Consider the following 19,864-nt stretch of genomic DNA (forward strand, 5'->3'; position numbering starts at 1 on the left):
GGCCGCCTACGTGAGGTGAGCAATGGTTGTAGCGGTTCGCGCCGAGGCCATCCTGACGGCACAAAACAAGCTGCGCCCCGGCCTCAATGCCGCGGCGCGCGAGCTCGACAAATTCCGTGCTCGTGAGAAGTCAAGCATGGCCGCGTTCTCGTCGACAGCCGCGCGCGCCATGGGCGCGCTCGGCGGCGCCATCTCGGCCGTGGACATCGCCCGACGCGCCTTCAAGTCGTCGGTATCGATGGAGCGCGAGATGTACAACGTACAGCGCGCGACCGACGCCAGCTCGCAATCTCTGAAAGAGCAGGAGAAGTTCCTGCTCGACCTGGCTCGTGCCACGGGCAAAACGAAGGAGGAGCTGGCGCAGCTCTATGCAGCAGCGGGCTTCGCCGGCCGTCCAGCGCGCGAGCTCGGTCAGTTCACGGAGTATGCCTCGAAGGCCACTGTTGCCTGGGGGACGAACGCTGCCGAAACCGGGCAGGCGCTCGCCGAGATCGGCAATATCTACGATGCGAACCAGAAGCGCATCGAGGCGATCGGTGACGCGATCAACTCTGTCGCCGATAGCTCGGCGTCGAGCGAAAAGGACCTTATCGAGATCCTCCGGCGGGTGGGCGGCGCCGGCAAGATCCTTGGAATATCAGCCGAGAACATGCTCGCGTTCGGCGCAGCTCTGAAGGAGGTTGGTGTCGGGACTGAGGTTGCGAGCACAGGCCTCAACGCCATGCTTACCAAGATCGCGGTGCCGGATGACGACTTCGACGATGCCCTGAAGCTAGCGGGGCTGAAGCCGAAGCAATTCCGCAAGAGCGTTGAAAAGAACGCGACCGGTGCGATCATGGAGCTGCTCGGAGCCCTCAAAAAGCTTGAAGGCACCAAGCGCATTTCTGTGCTGAAGGATCTTTTCGGCATGGAATATGCCGACGACATCGCTCGCCTGACCGGTGGCTATGACCGGATCGTCAAGCTGCTGACGCTCGCGAACGATAAAACGAAGACCCTGGGGTCCGTGCGCAACGGCTTCACCATCGCGCTGGAGAAGGATTTCAACCGGCTCGACCGCGCGCAGCAGTCGATCGATGTCGTGATGAAGCGCGTCGGCGATCGTCTTAAGGAGGTCGGCGGCGCCTTCGCCGATGTGATCAACCAGTCCGTCGATGCCTCGGAGAAAGCCGCGAATCGGCTGGATAAGCTACGCGATGTCGACGCCGAAGCTGCGCGCATCGGCGGCAAACTCCCTCCCGAGCCCTCTCCGCCTGTCGACAAGAAGGCTCAGGACATCCAAACCCTGAAGAATATCTCTGGCGGGAAATACGACACTTCGACGCTGCCCTATGTCGTCGCCTATGCCGAAAACGAGGAGGTTCGTCGCGCGGCTGAGGCGGAATATCGCCGGCAAAAGCTCGGCAAGGCATCGCGGGAAGGTTTGCAGAAGGAGGCGGGCCTTTTCCAGGGCGCAACCACCCTGACCGCGAAGAGCCTGCTCGCCGGCCCCGACAACATCCACTCAGAGCGCATCCAGTCCGCCCTCCATGATTGGGAGCGCCTGCGGCAGGACCGTATGGTCCGCGAGTTCGACAACATGCGTATTGTCAGCCAGGCCACGAAGGGAGCAGGCGATGCTTCGAGCGGGATTTCGAGCCTCGACCGATTGGCGAGCTTCGGCAATCTGCCGCTGACGATAGGTAAGGGCAAAGCAGCCAAGACATTCGAAGCGCCGAAGCTCGATCTTGGCTCCGCAGGAACCGCAGCGGGATCGGATTTCGTCAGTTCGCTCAATGCGGAGTTGGATCGTGGCCTGGCCGAAACGGCGGCCAAGATTGCGCGCTTCAAGGAGATGTTGAGCTTCTCGGCCTCTCCTTCGATCAACGTTACCGTCAGAGCACCGGGAACCGGCGTCAGCGGCCTTCCGGTCGGCAAGCAGGGGCCGAACTGATCATGGCCGCCGCCTCGCTAGCATTGTCGTTCTCTCACCCTGTGAGCTTCCTCCGTAAGCTCACAGGGCCCTTCCATGAAAACGTAAGGGAAAAAAACGCGCTGAGCTCACGCGGGGGGGCTGCGGCTAGGCGCATTTTTCCTTCAGTTCTGACTTTCATCTTTTTCGGGATCATCGGGTCTGACGGGACCAAGGAGGCCCGTGACATGACCTTCCACGATCCAGAAGATGCCCGCCGCTGGCGCCGGCGCCTGAAGAGGCAGAGGGAATATCAGCGAAAGTATCGCGAGCGGCTGATTGCCGAGCGAACGCCGGAACGGTCCGACATCGCAACAGCATGCCTCGAGGCGTGCATGACCATTTCGCGAGGTCAGTTCTCAGAACTCCAGCAGCTCGCAAAAGCGATCGTCGATCGCCTGGTCAGCCGAGGCTTCGATCGCGCGCAGTCCATCGAGCGCATTCAGCAGGTCGCCGCCAAGCTGCAGGACCGCGCTAGGCGCGAGGCGGAGGACTGAGATGCTTCTCGCCAGCGCGCACGTCATCGATCCCGACGCGTATCTCTCGGAAGCTCAGGTCGAGGAGCGTTGGCGATTCCTCAAGCCCGGCGAGATGCGCCGGGCTCGCAAAAAGGGACTGGTTGCCTTCTACGCCTTTCCCAACGGACCCCACTACACGGCGGAAGCTGTGCAGGAATATCTCGATCGCAGCTATCACCGGAGTGCAGCGTGGCCCAACGAAAGCAAAAGGGAGACGAACAGCGAGGCGATGCCGTCGGATGGGAATTCGGCGGTTACTACCTCGAAGTTCCTCACCCCGATCGCGGCGGTGTCTACTACGCCTGTCGCTATGACGCCGGAGCTCGCGCTGTCCGCCGCCGAAGCCTGCGTACAGCGGATGGCGAGGAAGCAAAGCAAGCCCTCGTCGCCCTCGTCGCGGCCGCGCCGGCACGCTCCGCAAGCGAATGCCCAGGACCAAGTCAGGTCCTGACGGTGCATGTGATGGAGGCCTATCTGAACGGTCATGCGACGACGATTCGTAGTGAGGGGCAGGCGCTGCGCGCTGTCGACCTCGTCGTCGAGTATCTAAAGGCCGTGAAGCAGGTCTCCGCTCCGCTGTCGTTCTGGACGCCATCCCGGCAACTTGATTTCGCCGGCTGGCTTAACCGCACGCATAAGCATAGCGCAGCGACGATCGAGCGCGTGATCAATGTTCTCGGCGCCGCGATGAACGATGCTGCGGCGGTCAAGATGCGTCTCGATGCGATCGGGCAACCGGTCGAAGGCGCAATCGTTTCGCATGTGCCGAAGATCGTCTACCAGGGCGAACGCATCGCCAAAGAGCTGAAGCTGCCGCCACCCAAGAAGGGCGGCTATGTGCCGACGATGGCCGAGATGGCCACCTTCATCGACGCGCTGGAGACACCGCACCTGCGCCGCTGGTTGATCCTGGCGCTGAACACCTGGGCAAGGCCCGAGGCGATCACGGAATTCACCCCAGCCGCGCAATATGACAGGCGTCTCGGCGCGATCGACCTGAACCCCCCGGGCCGCGTCCAGAATGACAAGCGCAGGCCGACCCTGCCGATAACGCGCGGCTTGGCGGACTGGATCGATCACTGGCAGGCGGAGGATATGGCGCGCTTCGAGCAGCGATACGGCCGGCGCCCCAATGAAGAGATCCCGCTGCTCGTCTACAAGCTCAAGCGGGTCGGCACCGTCAAGAAGGCGGTGAAGCGAATCGCGGATGAAGCCGGAGTACCGGAACTGACCCAATATTCCACGCGCCGCTTTATGGCGACGATGGTCCGCAAGCTTTGCCCGTTCGTGACTCGCGAGCGCCGTTCGATGTGGCTTGGACACGTCGTGGAGGAGGGCTCCTCCACGACGGATCACTACGAGGGTTTCGCGGTTGAAGCGCTGGAAGATGTCGCGATTGCCACGGATTTCGTGATCGGTGAGCTCCAGAAGCTGACCAAAACGAAGCTGTTTGCGATTGAACTTCGATTGAACGCGGCAGAACTGCGCCGGATCGGTGCCAACCCAAAGGCGAAAAGCCGTTACGGGGCAATGGGTTGAATGGTGGGCGATGCAGGGTTCGAACCTGCGACCCCTCCCGTGTGAAGGGAGTGCTCTACCGCTGAGCTAATCGCCCGGACCCGGCCTCTCCTAGTCGGCGCGCCTCATGCCGTCAAGGATGTGCGGGGAGGAGATTTGAAGACGCGGTCGACCGCGCCGGCCAGCTCGTCGAAATGCTGGATGACGAGATCCGGCTCCAGCGTCTCGATCGGCACGTCGGTATAGCCGAAGGGCACGCAGATCGACGGGATGCCGGCGGCCCGCGCCGTCGCGATATCCGTGCGGGAATCGCCGATCATCACGGCCCGGGTCGGATCGGCCTTCGCCGCAGCGATCGTTAGCGTGAGATGGCGCGGATCCGGCTTGAAATACGGGAAGCTGTCGCGCCCGGCGACCGCGGCGAAGCGGCCGGCGATGCCGAAATGGTCGAGCATCAGCTTCGTGTGCCGGACCGGCTTGTTGGTGCAGACCGCGAGCGCGTAGCCTTCGCCCGCCAGCGCATCGAGGGCGCCGAGCACGCCGTCAAAGAGATGGCTGCTCCCCGCCGTGTCCTGCGCATAGATTTCCATGAACTCCTCGAAGAGCCGTTCCAGCGTTTCGGGGTCGAGCGGCCGGCCGGAGACCTTGAAGCCGCGCTCGATCAGGACGCGCACGCCCGCGCCGACGAGTTCGCGCGCCCGCTCCAGCGGCAGCGCCGCCAGCCCTTCGCGTACCAGGATCAGGTTGAGAACCCGCATGATGTCCGGCGCGGTCTCGGCAAGCGTTCCGTCGAGATCGAAGACGACGATGGGGGGCAGACTCATGGTCGGAACCTTCGGGGTGATTCGGTCGGGCGAGATTCGGTTAGAGGTCTTCGCGGCCGGGCTGGCAAGTCCTGCGGCGGTGGCTCCCCAAATTTGCCGCGGGGAATGGTATCGTAGCCGCGATTCGTCGCGCGGCTGGCGGCAGGGAAGATTGTCATGTGGAAAATGATGGAAAAGCGGGCGGGATTCATGGGCGCCGCGCTGGGAGCGGGATGCGTGCTCATGGGGGCGGTGCCGGCTTGGGCCGGCCCTTTCGAATTCGCGCCCGCGCCGCAGACCGATCTCAATCGGGTCTACCGGATCGACAAGGCGACGGGCGAGGTCGGCGCTTGCCAGTTCCAGCTCAAGGAGGGCGGTGTCGGCCTGACGGTCTGCTTTCCCTCGGGCGAGGGCGCAGGGCCCCAGGCGCCCAGCGACTACGGCCTCATGCCCTCACGCCATGAGAAGGAGGGCGGTATCTTCCGCGTGAACATCCGCACCGGCGAGATGAGCATCTGCTACGTCTTCGACGACAAGACGGTGTGCACGCCCCAGACGAAATGACGTTGCGAGGCGTCCGCGCGCTGGACTCGTCGGTCTTGCCGGGGCAGGAGAGCGCCGTGTCGTCCGGCCTGGACGGCGGGCGTTTTCCACAACCTGAGCCGGACGAGAACCATGAATGCCGACGACCTGAAGAAGCGGGCTGCCGCCCGCGCGCTTGAGCTCGTGCAGCCGGGTATGCGGCTTGGCCTCGGCACTGGCTCGACGGCGAAGCATTTCGTCGACCTGCTTGGCGCGAAGGTCGCAGCCGGCTTCGACGTCCTCTGCGTTTCGACCTCCGAGGCGACGCAGGTCCAGGCGGTTTCGCTGGGCATCCCGATGTCGACGCTCGACGAGACGCCGGAACTCGATCTCACCGTCGACGGGGCCGACGAGGTCGATCCGCAACTGCGCCTGATCAAGGGCGGCGGTGCGGCGCTGCTGCGCGAGAAGATCGTCGCGGCGGCTTCCGCCCGCATGATCGTGATCGCCGATGACGGCAAGCTGGTGCAGACGCTCGGCCGCTTTCCGCTGCCGATCGAGGTCGTGCCCTTCGGGCTGGAGGCGACGCGCCGGGCCGTGGCCGCGGCGATTTCATCCTCCGGTGCGGCCGGCAAGCTCGTGCTGCGCCAGCGGGCGGACGGCACGACACTCGTCACCGATGGCGGCCATTACATCCTCGACGCCCATCTCGGCACGATCGAACGACCAGAATTGCTGGCTCAGGCGCTGAACATCGTGCCCGGTGTCGTCGAGCACGGCCTGTTCATCGGGCTGGCTTCGGGCGCCATCCTGGCCGGGGCCGACGGCCTCAAGCTGCTCGGCCGGATCGAATAATTCCATTCCGGTGCAATCCACGCTAAGGAACGCGCCACAATGACCGGACCATCGTTGCTGGCAGCGCAATCGCGCGCTCCGGCGATGGTTCGCTGATGAAGGGGTTTCAACGTATGATCCGTCGCACTCTCGTTCGGGCCGCTATCGGTCTGGCGCTTCTCTGCGCAGCCCCGGCCTTCGCCCAGGCGCCGGCACTGGCGCCGAGCCATGTCCAGGCGGCGCGCGAGGTCCTGGAGCTGAGCGGCGTCACGCAGGGCTTCTCGAACATCTACAACGAGTTCGAGCGCAACGTGCAGGGCATGCTGGCGACGCGGCCGGAGATGAAGAAGGATGCCGATGCCGTCATCGCAAGCCTGAAGCCGGAAGTCGACAAGCGCGCCGAGGAGATGACGAAGACCGCGTCCGAGGTCTTCGCCCGCAAGATGACCGAGGCTGATCTCAAGGAGGTCGCCGCTTTCTTCAAGTCGCCTGTCGGCCAGCGTTACAGCACGCTGAGGCGCGAGGCGATGGATGACATCGTGAACCTCCTGGCGCCCTGGACCGTCCAGACCAGCCAGTACCTGTTCGACCGCTTTTCGCAGGAAATGAGCAAGCGCGGCCACACGCTCTGAGCAGGAGCGCCGTCTCCGCGATCGGGATATCGGAAGGCCGGCGAGCATTCGCCGGCCTTTTTGTTGCGGCATCCTCCGCTGGCATCGGACCGAGGCGCGCTCTATGGCCGTGATGGTTGAACCGCGAAGCCCGGAGCCGACGACATGACCCGCGATCTCGTCCTCGTCACCGGAGGCTCCGGCTTCCTGGCGGGGCATTGTATCCTTGCACTGCTTCAGGCGGGCTACGATGTCCGCACCACGCTGCGGACGCCGGCGCGCGAGGCGGCGCTTCGGAAAGCGCTGCGAGGCGCCGGGGCGGATGCCGGCGATCAGTTGCAGGTCGCTGCCGCCGACCTGATGCGCGACGAGGGCTGGGACGAGGCTGCCTCGGGCTGCGCCTATGTCCTGCACGTTGCGTCGCCGCTCGCTGCGGCGGCCCCGAAGCATGAGGAAGAGCTGATCCGCCCGGCGCGCGAAGGCACGCTGCGCGTCTTACGCGCCGCGCGTCGAGCCGAGGTGACGCGCGTCGTCCTGACTTCCTCCTTCGCCGCGATCGGCTATGGCCGGATGGTCGAGCGCCCCTACGATGAGCGCGACTGGACCAACCCGGTAGCGCCCGGGCTTGCCGCCTATCCGAAATCCAAGACCCTGGCGGAACTGGCCGCCTGGGATTTCGTCGATGGCGAAGGGCAGGGGCTGGAACTCGCGGTGGTCAATCCCGTCGGCATCTTCGGGCCGCTGCTGGGACCCGATCTCTCTGCCTCGATCCTGCTCGTCAAGACCATGCTGGACGGCCGGCTCTGGGCGGTGCCGCGCCTGATGTTCGGCGTGGTCGACGTCCGCGATGTCGCCAGCCTGCATCTGCGTGCCATGACCGACGCGGCCGCGGCCGGCGAGCGCTTCCTCGCCACCGCTGGCGACTTCATGACGATGCAGGCGATCGCGCAGGCCTTGAAGGACGGTCTCGGAGCGAATGCGGCTGGGGTATCCACCCGCGTGCTGCCGGATTGGCTGGTGCGTTTGGCCGCGCGCTTCAGCGCCGCGGCTCGTCAGGCAGCGACGCCGGAGCTGGGCCGCGTCAAGACGGCGACGAGCGTGAAGGCGCAAACCATGCTGGGCTGGCAACCGCGCCCGGCGCAGGAGGCTCTCGTCGCCACAGGCGAGAGCCTCATCCGGCTCGGCCTCGTCAGTCCTCGGAAGCCTTGAACTTGTTCAGCCCCTTCATCGCGAACGGGGCCACCAGGGCGAGGGCGGCGATACCGAGCAGGGTGGCCGAGATCGGGTTCTCCAGCAGGATCATCGGGTCGCCCAGGCTGATCTGCAGCGCGCGGCGCAACTGCTGCTCCGCCATCGGCCCGAGGATCAGTCCGACAACCATCGGCGCGACCGGATAGTCGTAGCGGCGCATCAGGTAGCCGAGGAAGCCGAAGGCGAAGAGCATGGCCAGCTCGACCGGCGAGCCGTTGACCGCGAGCGTGCCCATCGTCGCGAAGACGAGGATGCCGGCATAGAGCCAGGGCTGCGGGATCGCCAACAGGCGGACCCAGAGGCCGATCAGCGGCAGGTTCAGGATCACCAGCATGACGTTGGCGATGAACAGCGAGGCGATCAGGCCCCAGACCAGGTCCGGCTTCTCGGCGAAGAGCAGCGGGCCGGGATTGAGCCCGTATTGCTGGAAGCCGGCGAGCATGATCGCCGCCGTCGCCGAGGTCGGCAGGCCGAGCGTCAGCAGTGGCACCAGCGTGCCGGCGGCCGAGGCATTGTTGGCGGCTTCCGGCCCGGCAACGCCCTCGATCGCGCCCTTGCCGAACTCGTCCGGATATTTGCAGAGCTTGCGCTCGGTCGAGTAGCTCAGGAAGGTCGGCACCTCGGCGCCGCCGGCGGGCAGGGCGCCGATCGGGAAGCCGAAGGCGGTGCCGCGTAGCCAGGGAGCCCAGGAGCGCTTCCAATCTTCCTTGGTCATCCAGAGCGAGCCCTTGATCGGGATGATCTCCTCAGGATCGCGGAAACGCTTGGAGGCGACGTAGAAGGCCTCGCCCACGGCGAACAGGCCCACCGCGAGCGTCGTGACCTCGACGCCGTTGAGCAGTTCCGGCACGCCGAAGGTCAGGCGCGCCTGGCCGGTCAGCTTGTCGATGCCGATCAGCCCGAGCGCGATGCCGAGGAACAGGCTCGTCAGGCCGCGCAGGGGCGAGTCGCCGAAGGTCGCGGAGACCGTGACGAAGGCGACGATCATCAGCGCGAAATAGTCCCACGGACCGAATTTCACCGCGAGCTCGACCAACAGGGGCGCGAGGAAGGCAAGGCCGATCGTCGCGATCAGACCGGCGACGAAGGAGCCGATCGCCGAGGTCGCGAGCGCCGGGCCGCCGCGGCCGGCCTTGGCCATCTTCGAGCCTTCGAGCGCGGTCGCGAGCGAGGCGCTTTCGCCGGGCGCATTGAGCAGGATCGCGGTGGTCGAGCCGCCATACATGCCGCCATAGTAGATGCCGGCGAACATGATCAGCGATCCCGCCGGATCGAGCTTGAACGTCACTGGCAGCAACAGCGCGACGGTGAGCGCCGGGCCGATGCCGGGCAGCACGCCGACGGCGGTGCCGAGGAAGACGCCGATCAGGCAGAACAGGAGCTTGGCGGGCTCGAAGGCGACGCCGAAGCCGTGAAGCAGGGAGAGCAGGGTATCCATGGCCGGGCTCTCCTCAGAGGAACAGGCGTTCGAGCGGGCCCGACGGCAGGATCAGCGTCAGGACCTTGGCGAAGACGAGGAAGATGACGAGGCCGAGCACGAAGCCGATCGCGGCATCGATCAGCAGGCCCTGCCGGCCCATGCCGCGGGCGGTGCAGGCGAAGACCACGGTGATGGCGAGGATGAAGCCGCCGCCGAGCCCGATGCAGGCGATCAGGAAGACGAGCCCCCCGGCGATCCAGAGCAGCGCCTTGCGGTCGGCCTCCTCCGGCTGCGGCGGGCCCTCGCGGAAGGCGACCACGAAATGCGAGAGACCCAGGATCACGAGCCCGGCTGCCACGACGTAGGGCATCGCGGTCGGGCCGACGCCGTAAGTGGAGGTGATGGTCTGCTGCGAGGCGTCATAGCCGACGAGCGCGGCGACGATGAGCAGCAGGACTCCGACGAGCAGGGCAGGCTTGTTGGCACCTTGCGTGCGCGTGTCGTTGGTCATGGGCGTTCCCGCGGTGCTGGCCGGCGTCTTCTGGGCGCTTCTGGCGGTTGGAAAAGGGGCCGGTTTCCCGGCCCCTGCTGGTTGTAGCGTCTCGGTCGGCTTACTTCACCAGGCCGACTTCGGTCATGACCTTGGAGACGCGCCCGATCTCACCCTTCAGGAAGGTGTCGAAGGCGGCGCCGGCCAGGAAGGCATCGTCCCAGCCACGAGCCTTGAGGATCTCCTGCCATTCCTTCGACTTGACCATCTTCTCGACCGTGTCGATCAGGGCCTTGGTCTGGTCGGCGGAGAGGCCGGGAGGGGCGACGACCGAGCGCCAGTTCAGGAGCTCGAGATCGATGCCTTGCTCCTTCAGCGTGGGCGCATCCGGCGCGTTCTCGAGGCGCTTCGGCGAGGAGACTGCAAGTACACGCAGCTTGCCGGCCTTGATCTGGCCTTCGAACTCGCCATAGCCGGATACGCCGGCCGTGACGCGGCCGCCAAGCATGGCCGCGAGGGCCTCGCCACCGCCCGAGAACGGGATGTAGTTGATCTTCTTGGCGTCGGCGCCGACCGCCTGCGCGAAGAGCGCCGCGAGGATATGGTCCGTGCCACCGGCCGAGCCGCCGGCCCAGGTCACCTTGGCCGGATCGGCCTTGAGGCGTTCGGCCAGGTCCTTGGCGGTCTTGAGCGGCGATTCCGTCGGGACGACGATGACCTCGGCCTCGGCAGTGAGGCGCGCGATCGGCGTGATCTGGGTCAGGTTGACCGGCGACTTGTTGAGCAGGATGGCGCCGACCATGACGAAGCCGTTGACCATGAGCTGGTGGCCGTCGCCCTTGGCGCCGATGAGCTGCGCGAGGCCGATCGTTCCACCGGCGCCGGTCACATTGTTGACCTGAACGCTCTTGACGATGCCGGTTGCGGTGAGCGCCTGCTGCATCGAGCGGGCCGTGCCGTCCCAGCCGCCGCCCGGCGCTGCGGGGGCCATGATCTTGAGCTCGTTGACCTGGGCGAAGGCGGCCGTGGAAAGAGCGGCAAGCGCGACCGCTGTCAGAGCCGTGCGCTTCAGAATGGATGTCAGCATGAATTCCTCCGCTTGCGGGCTTGGTCCGCGGTTTTTCTGAGACGGCTCCGCCTGTGGCACCTTGCCGCGCCGATCGTCAATTGCGCGGGATTGCATAATCATACGTCAATAATTTTTCGCGGCAGGCGGCTTTCACCGCATCTTCTACGCCCTTGGTTCTACGACTCGGTTGAGTGTTCGAGGGGGCTTTCGGATGCGTTTGGCAGGGCTGCTTCAGTGCGGATGGTGAGCCTCAAGGCTCCCGCAGGCTTCCGGGCGAATGGCTTCTGCAAGCCCAGCGACGGGGCTCCGGCATGTCGGCCATGCCGGAGCCTCACACGATGGCGCTTGAAGTTTCGCTGCTGCGCCGCCAATTGCTCGCGCTTGGCCTTCCGTGTGGCGCCGGTCTGGTTCTGTTGACGCTTGCCCGGTTCGCGCGCTTGTGGCGTTTGAATGCCTGCTGGCGCGGCCTTGCTCGCGCCCGGAGGGAATGATGGGTCGCCGCGTTAGCGCAGGTGATCGCGCGATTGTTTCGCGGCTTGCCGTCCTCCGATCCGGGCGGCTGGACGCCTTTAGGGGGTATCATGGCTGAGTTCGACGTCGATCTGTTCGTCATCGGGGCAGGCTCGGGCGGCACGCGCGCGGCGCGCATCGCCGCCGGCCACGGCGCCCGGGTCATGATCGCGGAGGAGGATCGCATCGGCGGCACCTGCGTCATCCGCGGCTGCGTGCCCAAGAAGCTCTTCGTCTATGCCAGCCGCTTCGCCGAGGATTTCGAGGACGCGGCCGGTTTCGGTTGGACCCTGCCTCAAGCCCCCGTCTTCGATTGGCCGACACTGCGCGATGCCGTCGCAAACGAGGTCACCCGCCTCTCAGGCCTCTATCGCAAGGGGCTGGAAGGCGCGAAAGTCCAGATTCGCGAGGAACGCGCCGTCATCGAAGGGCCGCATCAGGTTCGTCTGACGAAGAGCGGGGAGGTGATCCGCGCTCGCCATATCCTGGTCGCGACCGGCGGCTGGCCTTCCTTCGACCCGCCGATCCCCGGCGGCGAACTCGGCATCTCGTCCAACGAGGTCTTCAACCTGCCTGCGCTGCCGAAGCGACTGCTCGTCGTTGGCGGCGGCTATATCGCGCTGGAATTCGCGAGCCTCTTCGCCCGGCTCGGCGTCGCGGTGACCGTGCTGCACCGGGGCGACAACATCCTGCGCGGCTTCGACGAGGATATCCGCACCCGGCTGCGCGATGCGCTCGCACATGCCGGCATCACCCTGCGGCTCGGCTGCACCATCGACCGGATCGAAGAACTGGCCGACGGTACCCGCCGCGCCCATTGCGCGCATGGCGCGCCGATCGATGCCGATGTGGTCCTCGTCGCCACCGGCCGCCGCCCCAACACGAGGGGGCTCGGCCTGGAGCAGGCCGGCGTCGTTATGGGGCCGCTCGGCGAGATCAAGGTCGATGCGGCCTCGGCCAGCAGCGTGCCTTCGATCCATGCCGTCGGCGACGTCACCAACCGCGTGAACCTGACGCCGGTCGCGATCCGCGAGGGCCATGCCTTTGCCGACAGCACCTTCGGCAGCCGCAACTGGACGGTCGACCACGCGACCATCGCCTCGGCCGTCTTCACGACGCCCGAGATCGGCACCGTCGGCCTGACGGAAGCGCAGGCTGTTGCCGCCGGCCATGAGGTCAAGGTTTTCGAATCCGGCTTCCGCCCGATGAAGGCGACGATCTCCGGCCGGCAGGAGCGCATCTACATGAAGCTCGTGGTCGACGCGAAATCGGACAAGGTGCTCGGCGTCCACATCCTCGGCCACGATGCCGGCGAGATCGTCCAGGCGGTCGGGATCGCCGTGACGATGGGCGCGACCAAGGCCGATTTCGACCGCACCGTCGCGCTGCATCCGAGCGCGGCCGAGGAGCTGGTGACGATGCGGACGCCGCGGGCAGGGTAGTCGCACCTGCGTTGAATCGCTTTGCGAAGCGCTTGAATCGGGATGGCAGGCGGTTGCCGCGGCGTGGCAACGGCCTCCGCCATCCCATTGCAGGGAATCGGTTTTTCGAGCACGGCCGATGCGTTGAGGGAAGGGGCCCGGCGGCGACTTTCTCGTGATGGTGGCCATTCAGCTACCATCGGTGTATAGCCGCCCCTTCGCGCTACCAAGAGGTTAACGATGCGCGATCTCACAATCAGGAGCACGTAGTCCCATGTCCGAGCGGTGGACGCCAGAGAGCTGGAGGGCCAAGCCCGCCCAGCAGATTCCGGATTATCCGGACCAGGCAGCCTTGAAGGCGGTCGAGCAGCAGCTCGCCGGCTTTCCGCCGCTCGTTTTTGCAGGCGAGGCGCGCAAGCTCAAACGGGCGTTGAGCAAGGTCGCCGCCGGTGAGGCCTTCCTGCTGCAGGGGGGCGATTGCGCCGAGAGCTTCGCCGAGCATTCGGCTGACAATATCCGCGACTTCTTCCGTCTGTTCCTGCAGATGGCGGTCGTCCTGACCTTCGCCGGCGGCTCGCCGGTGGTGAAGGTCGGCCGCATCGCCGGCCAGTTCGCCAAGCCGCGCTCGGCCCCGACCGAGACGATCGGCGGCGTCGAACTGCCGAGCTACAAGGGCGACATCGTCAACGACAACGAGTTCACGGCCGAGGCGCGCATCCCCGATCCGCGCCGTCAGCTCGAGGGCTATCGCCAGTCGGCGGCGACGCTGAACCTGATCCGCGCCTTCGCGACCGGCGGCTATGCCAATCTCGACAACGCGCATCGCTGGATGCTCGGCTTCGTCAAGGATAGCCCGCAGTCGCATCGCTACCAGGAGGTGGCCGAGCGCATCACCGAGGCGCTGGAATTCATGCGCGCCATCGGCATCGATCCGGAGACCCATCCGGAGATGCGCACGACCGACTTCTACACCAGCCACGAGGCGCTGCTGCTCGGCTACGAGCAGGCGATGACGCGCACGGATTCGACGACCGGCGAGTGGTACGACACCTCCGGCCACATGCTCTGGATCGGCGATCGCACGCGTCAGATCGATCATGCCCATGTCGAGTTCTTCCGCGGCATCCGCAATCCGATCGGCCTGAAATGCGGCCCCTCGACCACGGTCGACGGCCTGCTCAAGCTGATCGACGTGCTCGATCCGCAGAACCAGGCGGGCCGCCTGACGCTGATCGCGCGCTTCGGTGCCGACAAGGTCTTCGACCACCTGCCGGCGCTGGTGCGGGCGACCAAGCGGGAAGGCCGCAATGTCGTCTGGTCCTGCGACCCGATGCACGGCAATACGGTCAAGGCCGCAAGCGGCTACAAGACGCGGCCCTTCGATCTGATCCTGGGCGAGGTGAAGAACTTCTTCGCCGTCCACCAGGCCGAAGGCACCCATGCCGGCGGCTTGCATCTGGAGATGACCGGCAAGAACGTCACCGAATGCACGGGCGGCGCCCGCGGCATGACGGACGCCGATCTCAACGACCGCTACCACACCTTCTGCGACCCGCGCCTCAACGCGGAGCAGGCGCTGGAGCTCGCCTTCATCGTCGCCGAGCTGGTCAAGCGCCAGCGCGCCGGCCGGGCGCGGCCTGAGGTCGAGGCGGCCGAGTAAGGCGCCTCACAAGGCTCATGAACAGGAAAGGCCGGGGCTCTCGCCCCGGCCTTTTCGTTTCAAGCCATGATACGCTGCGTCAGAACTTGACGCCCAGAGCGGCGCGCGCGGTGTTGACCGTCGTCGTCGTGCCTTCGACATCGGCGAAGCGGATCAGCTGGTATTCGCCGCGCAGGAACATGTTGTCCGTCAGGGCCCAGTCGACACCGCCGCCCACCGTCAAGCCGAAGCCGTAGACGTTCTTCTTGGTGGAGCCGACAGTGAGGGGGTAGCCATTGGCTTGTCCCTGAGAGATGACTCCCGTCACCGGATTGGTCTGAGTCAGGTAATTCGTGGCGGTGACCGTCGACATCGTATTGAAGCGGCCGACCGCGCCGCCGATCGTTGCGAAGGGCATGAAGTTGCCAAAGGCCCACCCCAGGCGCACACGCGCGGTCGCATAGTCGTCGAGCTTCGCGCCTTGCTGTGTCGTCAGCGTGAAATCATTGACAGTGCCGTCAGGCGTCACGGCACGCCGTGCGATGTAATCATCGATCTGATAGCTGTGCCCCGAGCGTGTATAGTCAGCTTCGAAGCCGAGGACCGCGTCTCCGAAGGCCCAGTTGTAGCCCGCAAAGCCGAAATAGGTGGCCCCGCTATCGCTCTTCGATGGCAGATTGTTCACCAGGTTGCCCATATCGATCTGCTGGCCCAGCGTCGTATTGCGGAACGCAAAGCGGGCGAGATCTTGCAAGCCGGTGCCGGGCTTGAACTGGGTGTCGGAGACGCCTGCGCCACCGCCGAAATAGAAGCCGTCCCAGGTGAAGCGGCTCGGAGGGGGCGGCGCGTCCTCGATCTGAGAGCCGCGCAGGACGGGATAGTCCGCGGCCAGAATCGGCGCAGCAAGAAGGCTGGTGGCGAGGGCGGTGGACCCAAGCATGAGCGCGACGGAACGGATGCGCATCCTGATCTCCCCGAGCAGCGGTCCGGTTCCACCCGTTTCACCCTGCTCTGGGGTCGATTCATGCCTTGGTAACCCTAATGCCGGGTTAACGATGCCAAATTCCGCTGAAACGCCGGATTGTCGCCCGCCGGCAAACGCGCCATAAGCCGGCCATGACCTCGCCCTTGGTTCGCTTCGCGCCGTCGCCCACCGGCTATCTCCATATCGGCAACGCCCGGCCGGCGCTGTTCAACTGGCTGTTCGCCCGCCGGCACAGCGGCCGCTTCCTGCTGCGTTACGACGATACCGACATCGCCCGCTCGAAGCCGGAATATGCCGATGCGATCGCCGAGGACCTGGGCTGGCTCGGCATCGTGCCCGATCAGGTGATCAAGCAGTCGCAGCGGCTCGCGATCTACGATGCCGCCGCCGACCGCTTGCGTGGGGCAGGGCGGCTCTATGCCTGCTACGAGACGGCCGACGAGCTCGACCGGCGCCGCAAGCGCCAGCTCGCCCGCGGCCTGCCGCCGATCTATGACCGCGCCGCGCTGAAGCTCACCGACGAGCAGAAGGCGGCCTTCGCGGCGGAAGGGCGCAAGCCGCATTGGCGCTTCCTGCTGGAGGCGCGCGAGGTCGCCTGGGACGATTTGGTGCGCGGCGCTTCTCATGTCGATTGCGCCTCGCTCTCGGACCCGGTGCTGGTGCGCGAGGATGGCAGCTATCTCTACCATCTGCCGTCCGTGGTCGACGATATCGAGACCGGCGTCACGCATATCGTCCGCGGCGAGGATCATGTCACCAACACGGCGATGCATATCCAGATGTTCGAGGCCCTCGGTGCCGGGCTGCCGACCATGGCGCATGTCAATCTGCTGACCACGGCGAGCGGCGAGGGGCTGTCCAAGCGCCTCGGCCATCTCTCGCTGCGCGGCCTGCGCGAGACCGGTGTCGAGGCTCTGGCCGTCGCCGCGCTCGCGACGCTGGTCGGCACCTCCGACGCGGTGCGGCCGGTCGCGAGCCTCGACGAGCTTGCAGGCCTTGTCGAGCTCGCCCATGTCTCACGCGCGCCGGCCAAGTTCGACGAGCACGAGCTGGAGACGCTGAGCGCGCGCACGCTGCACCAGTTGCCGCTGGCAGCAGTCGCCGATCGTCTGAAGGCGCTTGGCGTCGCGGCCGACGAGGCATTCTGGCAGGCCGTGCGCGGCAATCTCGCCAAGCTGGACGAGGCGGCTCAGTGGTGGCGGATCGTGCAGGGGCCGATCGCGCCCGTGATCGCCGATCAAAGCTTCGCAGCCACGGCGGCCGGTTTGCTGCCGGCCGAGCCCTTCGACGCAACGACCTGGAAGAGCTGGACGCAGGCCGTCTCGGCCGCGACGGGCGCGAAGGGCAAGGCGCTGTTCATGCCGTTGCGCCAGGCGCTGACGGGGCTCGACCATGGGCCGGAGCTGGCGGCGCTGCTGCCGCTGATCGGGCGCGACAAGGCGCTGAAGCGGCTGGCAGGCGAAAACGCCTGAGCACCCACGGTTGTCATTCCGGGGCGAGCGCGCTGCGCTCGAACCCGGAACCTACGACTGGGTGAGCCACTTCGAGGTGCCGTCATCGAGGCGTGCCCCAGTCGCGGATTCCGGGTTCAGGCCTGACGGCCTGCCCCGGAACGACAAAAGGGCACACGGCTGATCTTCACTCGTGCCGGTTCATCGCCGAAGCGTGCTTGGTGTCGCGCATGGTCGTGTAGACCAGCAGCGAAACGAAGATCACGGCGGAGAGATAGTAGTAGAACCACTGTTCGTGGCCCTGCTGCTTGAAGAACAGGGCGATGGCCGGCGCTGTGCCGCCGAAGATCGACACCGTCAGCGCATAGGGCACCGCGACGCCGGTCGCGCGGATGGACGTCGGGAAAAGCTCGGCCTTCACCACCGCGTTGATCGAGGTGTACCCGGCGACGAAGACCCAGGCGCCCGAGATCAGCAGGAAGGCGACCCAGGGGGATTTTGTGCCGGCCAGCGTGGTCAGGATCGGCACGGTGAGCAGCGTACCGGCGACGCCGAAGAAGACCAGCATCGGCTTTCGGCCGATCCTGTCGGAGATCAGCCCGTAGATCGGCTGCAGGATCGAGGCGAAGATCAGCGAGCCGGCGATGACATAGGTCGTCACGATATCGGACAGGCCGACAGTCTGCTTCACGAAGGTCTGCATATAGGTCGTGAAGGTGTAGAAGGCGGCGGTGCCGCCGGCGGTGAGGCCGATCACGATCGCAACCTCGCGCGGATATTTCAGCAGGCCCTTGAGCGAGCTCTCGCGCTTCAGACCGCTCTTCTTCGCGGCCTCGAAGGATTCCGTTTCGTGCATGTGTCGGCGCATGATCATGGCGGTGATCGCCAACGCCGCACCAATGACGAAGGGAATGCGCCAGCCCCAGGCGACGAGCTGCTCATGGGTCAGGAAGACGTTCTGGAGCAGCAGCAGAACGAGGATCGCGGTGAGCTGTCCGCCGATCAGCGTCACGTATTGGAAGCTTGAATAGAAGCCGCGATGCTCGGGGTCGGCGACCTCCGTGAGGTAGGTGGCGCTTGCCCCGTATTCGCCGCCGAGGCTCAGGCCTTCGATGATGCGTGCCACGGCCAGCAGGGCCGGCGCGGCGAAACCGATCGAGGCATAGGTCGGCGTCACCGCGATGATCAGCGAGCCGAAGCACATCATCACGACCGAGATGGTCAGCGAGAGCCGCCGCCCGTAGCGATCTGCCAGATGGCCGAAGAGCCAGCCGCCGAGCGGGCGCACGATGAAGCCGGCCGCGAACAGCGTCGCGGCATTGAGCTGCTGCACCACCGGATCGTGGGAGGGAAAGAAGTGCGGCGCGAAATAGAGCGCGAAGGCGGTGTAGGCGTAGAAATCGTACCACTCGACGAGATTGCCGACCGAGCCCATGAAGATCGCCTTGAGGCGGCGCTTGGCATCGTCGAATTCGATCGGATGGGCGGGGTGTGTCGCAGTCGTCTCGGACATGGCGGCCTTCTGAGCTGGGGAGCGTCAGAAGCGGGCGCGCGGCGCAAACGAGCCGTGGGACGGGTCTGGCGGCCTCCCGGAGGCGGCTTGGAAGGCTCCTTTATGCGGCGCTTCCGGCCATGCGTCCAGCAGTGATCCTGCTCTTGCCGAACAGCCTTCCATGCCGCGTCGGCATGGAACTTTCCGCGTTCAGGGCCTGACGATCTGCGGACTGAGATTCGGCGCGAGGTTCGGCGCCACGATGCGAACCTGGCGACGCTCGCCGGTGACGCTCTGCGACTCGCTCTTCAGCCCGTCCTTCTTGTCGAGCACCTTCTCGCCGACGATGTCGGGACCGACGCCGGCCGACTCGGTGCCGGAGGTCGGCGAATCTTCCGACGGCATCGGCTTCTCGTCGGGCACGGCTGGAGCGGGCGCTGCGGCCGCGGGCTGGGGCGTCGCACCCTTGCGCTTGGGGTCGATCTTCGGACGCGACAGCTCGGCTGCGCGCTGCTCGCTGAGGATGACGTCGCCCTTGCGCTTGTCGAGCAGGTATTCGGCATCCTTGAGGGCGGCCGACCAGCTCTGCCCCTGGCCGCGGCAGGTGCAGGCGGCATCGAAGCTGCGGGTGTATTTCCCGGCATTGGCCAGCGAGGAATAGGGCTGCCCGGTCGAGCGCGAGGCGGCATTCTGGATGTCGCCGCCGGCGCTCATGCCATAGGCGCGCGTCTCGGTGCCCGGGCAGAGCGCCTGGCACATCTCGTCGCCGTTGCCGGTATTGTTCGAGAGCGGGAAGAAGAAGCCGTCGCAGGTGCGGACGCAAACGGTCTGCGGGCCGCCCAGGCGAGGTTTCGCCGGTTCGGTCGGCTGCTCGGGATCGAGTTCGGGCAGGGTCGAATCGATTTCGCCGGGGGCGGGGTCGCGCCCGAAGATCGTGTCGAAGAAGCCGCGCGGCTGCGCCCGGCAATTATTGTTGATCGCCGCCGCGAGCTGGGCGCGGCGCTGGGCGATGCCGCCGCCTTCCGCCTGGCGCTGCAACTGACCGTACTGGTTCTGGAGCTGGCCGAGCTGCTGGCGAATGAAATTGCATTGCGGCGGAGGCGATTCGAAGAAGCTGAAACCGCGATCGCAGCCCATCGAGCGGTACTGGTTGCTCAATTGGGCAAGCTGGGCGCCGACGCGCTGGGCGGCCTGCGCCGCGCGCGGATCGCTGCCGCTCTGGCCCTGCAGGCTTTCGAGCTCGGCACGCCAGGCATTGCAGGACGCCGACTGCGCCACGGCGGTGCCGCCGAGAGCGGCCAGCATCACGAGGGCCATGCCGAAGCGTCGGGAAAGTCGCAGCATCATCGCAGGTCGGGTCACGTCATCCATAGTCGAGC

Annotated in this window: 18 protein-coding genes and 1 tRNA gene; 11 read left to right on the forward strand and 8 right to left on the reverse strand. The window is 66.0% G+C overall.

Annotated features, from left to right (window positions below; genetic code table 11):
• Positions 1-22: 22 nt before the first annotated feature.
• From Q0Q36_RS01630 to Q0Q36_RS01645, 4 genes are all read left to right on the forward strand, one after another.
• Positions 23-1,933 carry a phage tail tape measure protein gene (locus Q0Q36_RS01630; RefSeq protein WP_293795059.1) on the forward strand — a complete coding sequence of 637 codons (1,911 nt, stop codon included), beginning with the start codon at positions 23-25 and terminating at the stop codon, positions 1,931-1,933.
• A 206-nt stretch (positions 1,934-2,139) separates the two neighbouring features.
• On the forward strand, positions 2,140-2,448 hold the full coding sequence (locus tag Q0Q36_RS01635; protein ID WP_293795060.1) for a hypothetical protein: 309 nt from the start codon (positions 2,140-2,142) through the stop codon (positions 2,446-2,448).
• Between the two features lies 1 nt (position 2,449).
• A complete protein-coding gene (locus Q0Q36_RS01640) occupies positions 2,450-2,920 on the forward strand; it encodes a hypothetical protein (protein ID WP_293795061.1) in 471 nt (156 codons plus the stop codon).
• A gap of 11 nt (positions 2,921-2,931) precedes the next feature.
• Positions 2,932-4,008 (forward strand): hypothetical protein, encoded by a 1,077-nt coding sequence (locus Q0Q36_RS01645; RefSeq protein WP_293795062.1) that lies wholly within the window; start codon positions 2,932-2,934, stop codon positions 4,006-4,008.
• 1 nt (position 4,009) lies between these two features.
• On the opposite strand, the gene Q0Q36_RS01650 is transcribed toward Q0Q36_RS01645, so the two are convergent.
• Together Q0Q36_RS01650 and gph are read right to left on the reverse strand one after the other, a co-directional pair.
• Positions 4,010-4,084, reverse strand: a tRNA-Val gene (locus Q0Q36_RS01650).
• Positions 4,085-4,112: 28 nt separating this feature from the next.
• The gene (gene gph / locus Q0Q36_RS01655; RefSeq protein ID WP_293795063.1) at positions 4,113-4,811 is read right to left on the reverse strand and encodes a phosphoglycolate phosphatase; all 699 of its coding nucleotides are present in this window, start codon (positions 4,809-4,811) and stop codon (positions 4,113-4,115) included.
• A 189-nt stretch (positions 4,812-5,000) separates the two neighbouring features.
• Between gph and Q0Q36_RS01660 the strand changes: the two genes are divergently transcribed.
• From Q0Q36_RS01660 to Q0Q36_RS01675, 4 genes are all read left to right on the forward strand, one after another.
• Positions 5,001-5,354, forward strand: a complete 354-nt coding sequence (locus tag Q0Q36_RS01660) for a hypothetical protein (protein ID WP_367187147.1) — start codon at positions 5,001-5,003, stop codon at positions 5,352-5,354.
• 111 nt (positions 5,355-5,465) lie between these two features.
• Positions 5,466-6,167: a ribose-5-phosphate isomerase RpiA gene (rpiA, locus tag Q0Q36_RS01665; RefSeq protein ID WP_293795064.1), complete on the forward strand. Its 702-nt coding sequence runs from the start codon at positions 5,466-5,468 to the stop codon at positions 6,165-6,167.
• Between the two features lie 113 nt (positions 6,168-6,280).
• Entirely contained in the window at positions 6,281-6,778 is a 498-nt protein-coding gene (locus tag Q0Q36_RS01670) for a DUF2059 domain-containing protein (protein WP_293795066.1), read from the forward strand.
• 144 nt (positions 6,779-6,922) lie between these two features.
• Positions 6,923-7,966, forward strand: coding sequence for an aldehyde reductase (locus Q0Q36_RS01675; RefSeq protein ID WP_293795067.1), 1,044 nt, complete (start codon positions 6,923-6,925; stop codon positions 7,964-7,966).
• On the opposite strand, the gene Q0Q36_RS01680 is transcribed toward Q0Q36_RS01675, so the two are convergent.
• From Q0Q36_RS01680 to Q0Q36_RS01690, 3 genes are all read right to left on the reverse strand, one after another.
• Entirely contained in the window at positions 7,947-9,446 is a 1,500-nt protein-coding gene (locus tag Q0Q36_RS01680) for a tripartite tricarboxylate transporter permease (RefSeq protein WP_293795068.1), read from the reverse strand. The genes Q0Q36_RS01675 and Q0Q36_RS01680 overlap by 20 nt on opposite strands.
• A 13-nt stretch (positions 9,447-9,459) precedes the next feature.
• A complete protein-coding gene (locus Q0Q36_RS01685; RefSeq protein WP_293795069.1) occupies positions 9,460-9,939 on the reverse strand; it encodes a tripartite tricarboxylate transporter TctB family protein in 480 nt (159 codons plus the stop codon).
• A gap of 100 nt (positions 9,940-10,039) precedes the next feature.
• Positions 10,040-11,005, reverse strand: coding sequence for a tripartite tricarboxylate transporter substrate binding protein (locus Q0Q36_RS01690; RefSeq protein WP_293795070.1), 966 nt, complete (start codon positions 11,003-11,005; stop codon positions 10,040-10,042).
• A gap of 563 nt (positions 11,006-11,568) precedes the next feature.
• On the opposite strand from Q0Q36_RS01690, the gene gor reads away from it, so the two are divergent.
• The gene (gene gor / locus Q0Q36_RS01695) at positions 11,569-12,939 is read left to right on the forward strand and encodes a glutathione-disulfide reductase (RefSeq protein ID WP_293795071.1); all 1,371 of its coding nucleotides are present in this window, start codon (positions 11,569-11,571) and stop codon (positions 12,937-12,939) included.
• A 253-nt stretch (positions 12,940-13,192) separates the two neighbouring features.
• Positions 13,193-14,578 carry a class II 3-deoxy-7-phosphoheptulonate synthase gene (locus Q0Q36_RS01700; protein WP_293795072.1) on the forward strand — a complete coding sequence of 462 codons (1,386 nt, stop codon included), beginning with the start codon at positions 13,193-13,195 and terminating at the stop codon, positions 14,576-14,578.
• Positions 14,579-14,657: 79 nt separating this feature from the next.
• On the opposite strand, the gene Q0Q36_RS01705 is transcribed toward Q0Q36_RS01700, so the two are convergent.
• Positions 14,658-15,521: an outer membrane beta-barrel protein gene (locus Q0Q36_RS01705; RefSeq protein ID WP_293795073.1), complete on the reverse strand. Its 864-nt coding sequence runs from the start codon at positions 15,519-15,521 to the stop codon at positions 14,658-14,660.
• A 152-nt stretch (positions 15,522-15,673) separates the two neighbouring features.
• Between Q0Q36_RS01705 and gltX the strand changes: the two genes are divergently transcribed.
• Positions 15,674-17,014, forward strand: a complete 1,341-nt coding sequence (gltX, locus tag Q0Q36_RS01710) for a glutamate--tRNA ligase (protein WP_293795074.1) — start codon at positions 15,674-15,676, stop codon at positions 17,012-17,014.
• Between the two features lie 166 nt (positions 17,015-17,180).
• Here gltX and Q0Q36_RS01715 read toward each other — a convergent pair whose 3' ends face one another.
• A complete protein-coding gene (locus Q0Q36_RS01715; protein WP_293795075.1) occupies positions 17,181-18,506 on the reverse strand; it encodes an MFS transporter in 1,326 nt (441 codons plus the stop codon).
• Positions 18,507-18,695: 189 nt separating this feature from the next.
• Positions 18,696-19,847, reverse strand: coding sequence for a DUF2865 domain-containing protein (locus Q0Q36_RS01720; protein ID WP_293795076.1), 1,152 nt, complete (start codon positions 19,845-19,847; stop codon positions 18,696-18,698).
• Between the last annotated feature and the right edge of the window lie 17 nt (positions 19,848-19,864).

This window comes from uncultured Allobosea sp. (genome assembly GCF_945957345.1).
Taxonomy (GTDB): Bacteria; Pseudomonadota; Alphaproteobacteria; order Rhizobiales; family Beijerinckiaceae; genus Allobosea.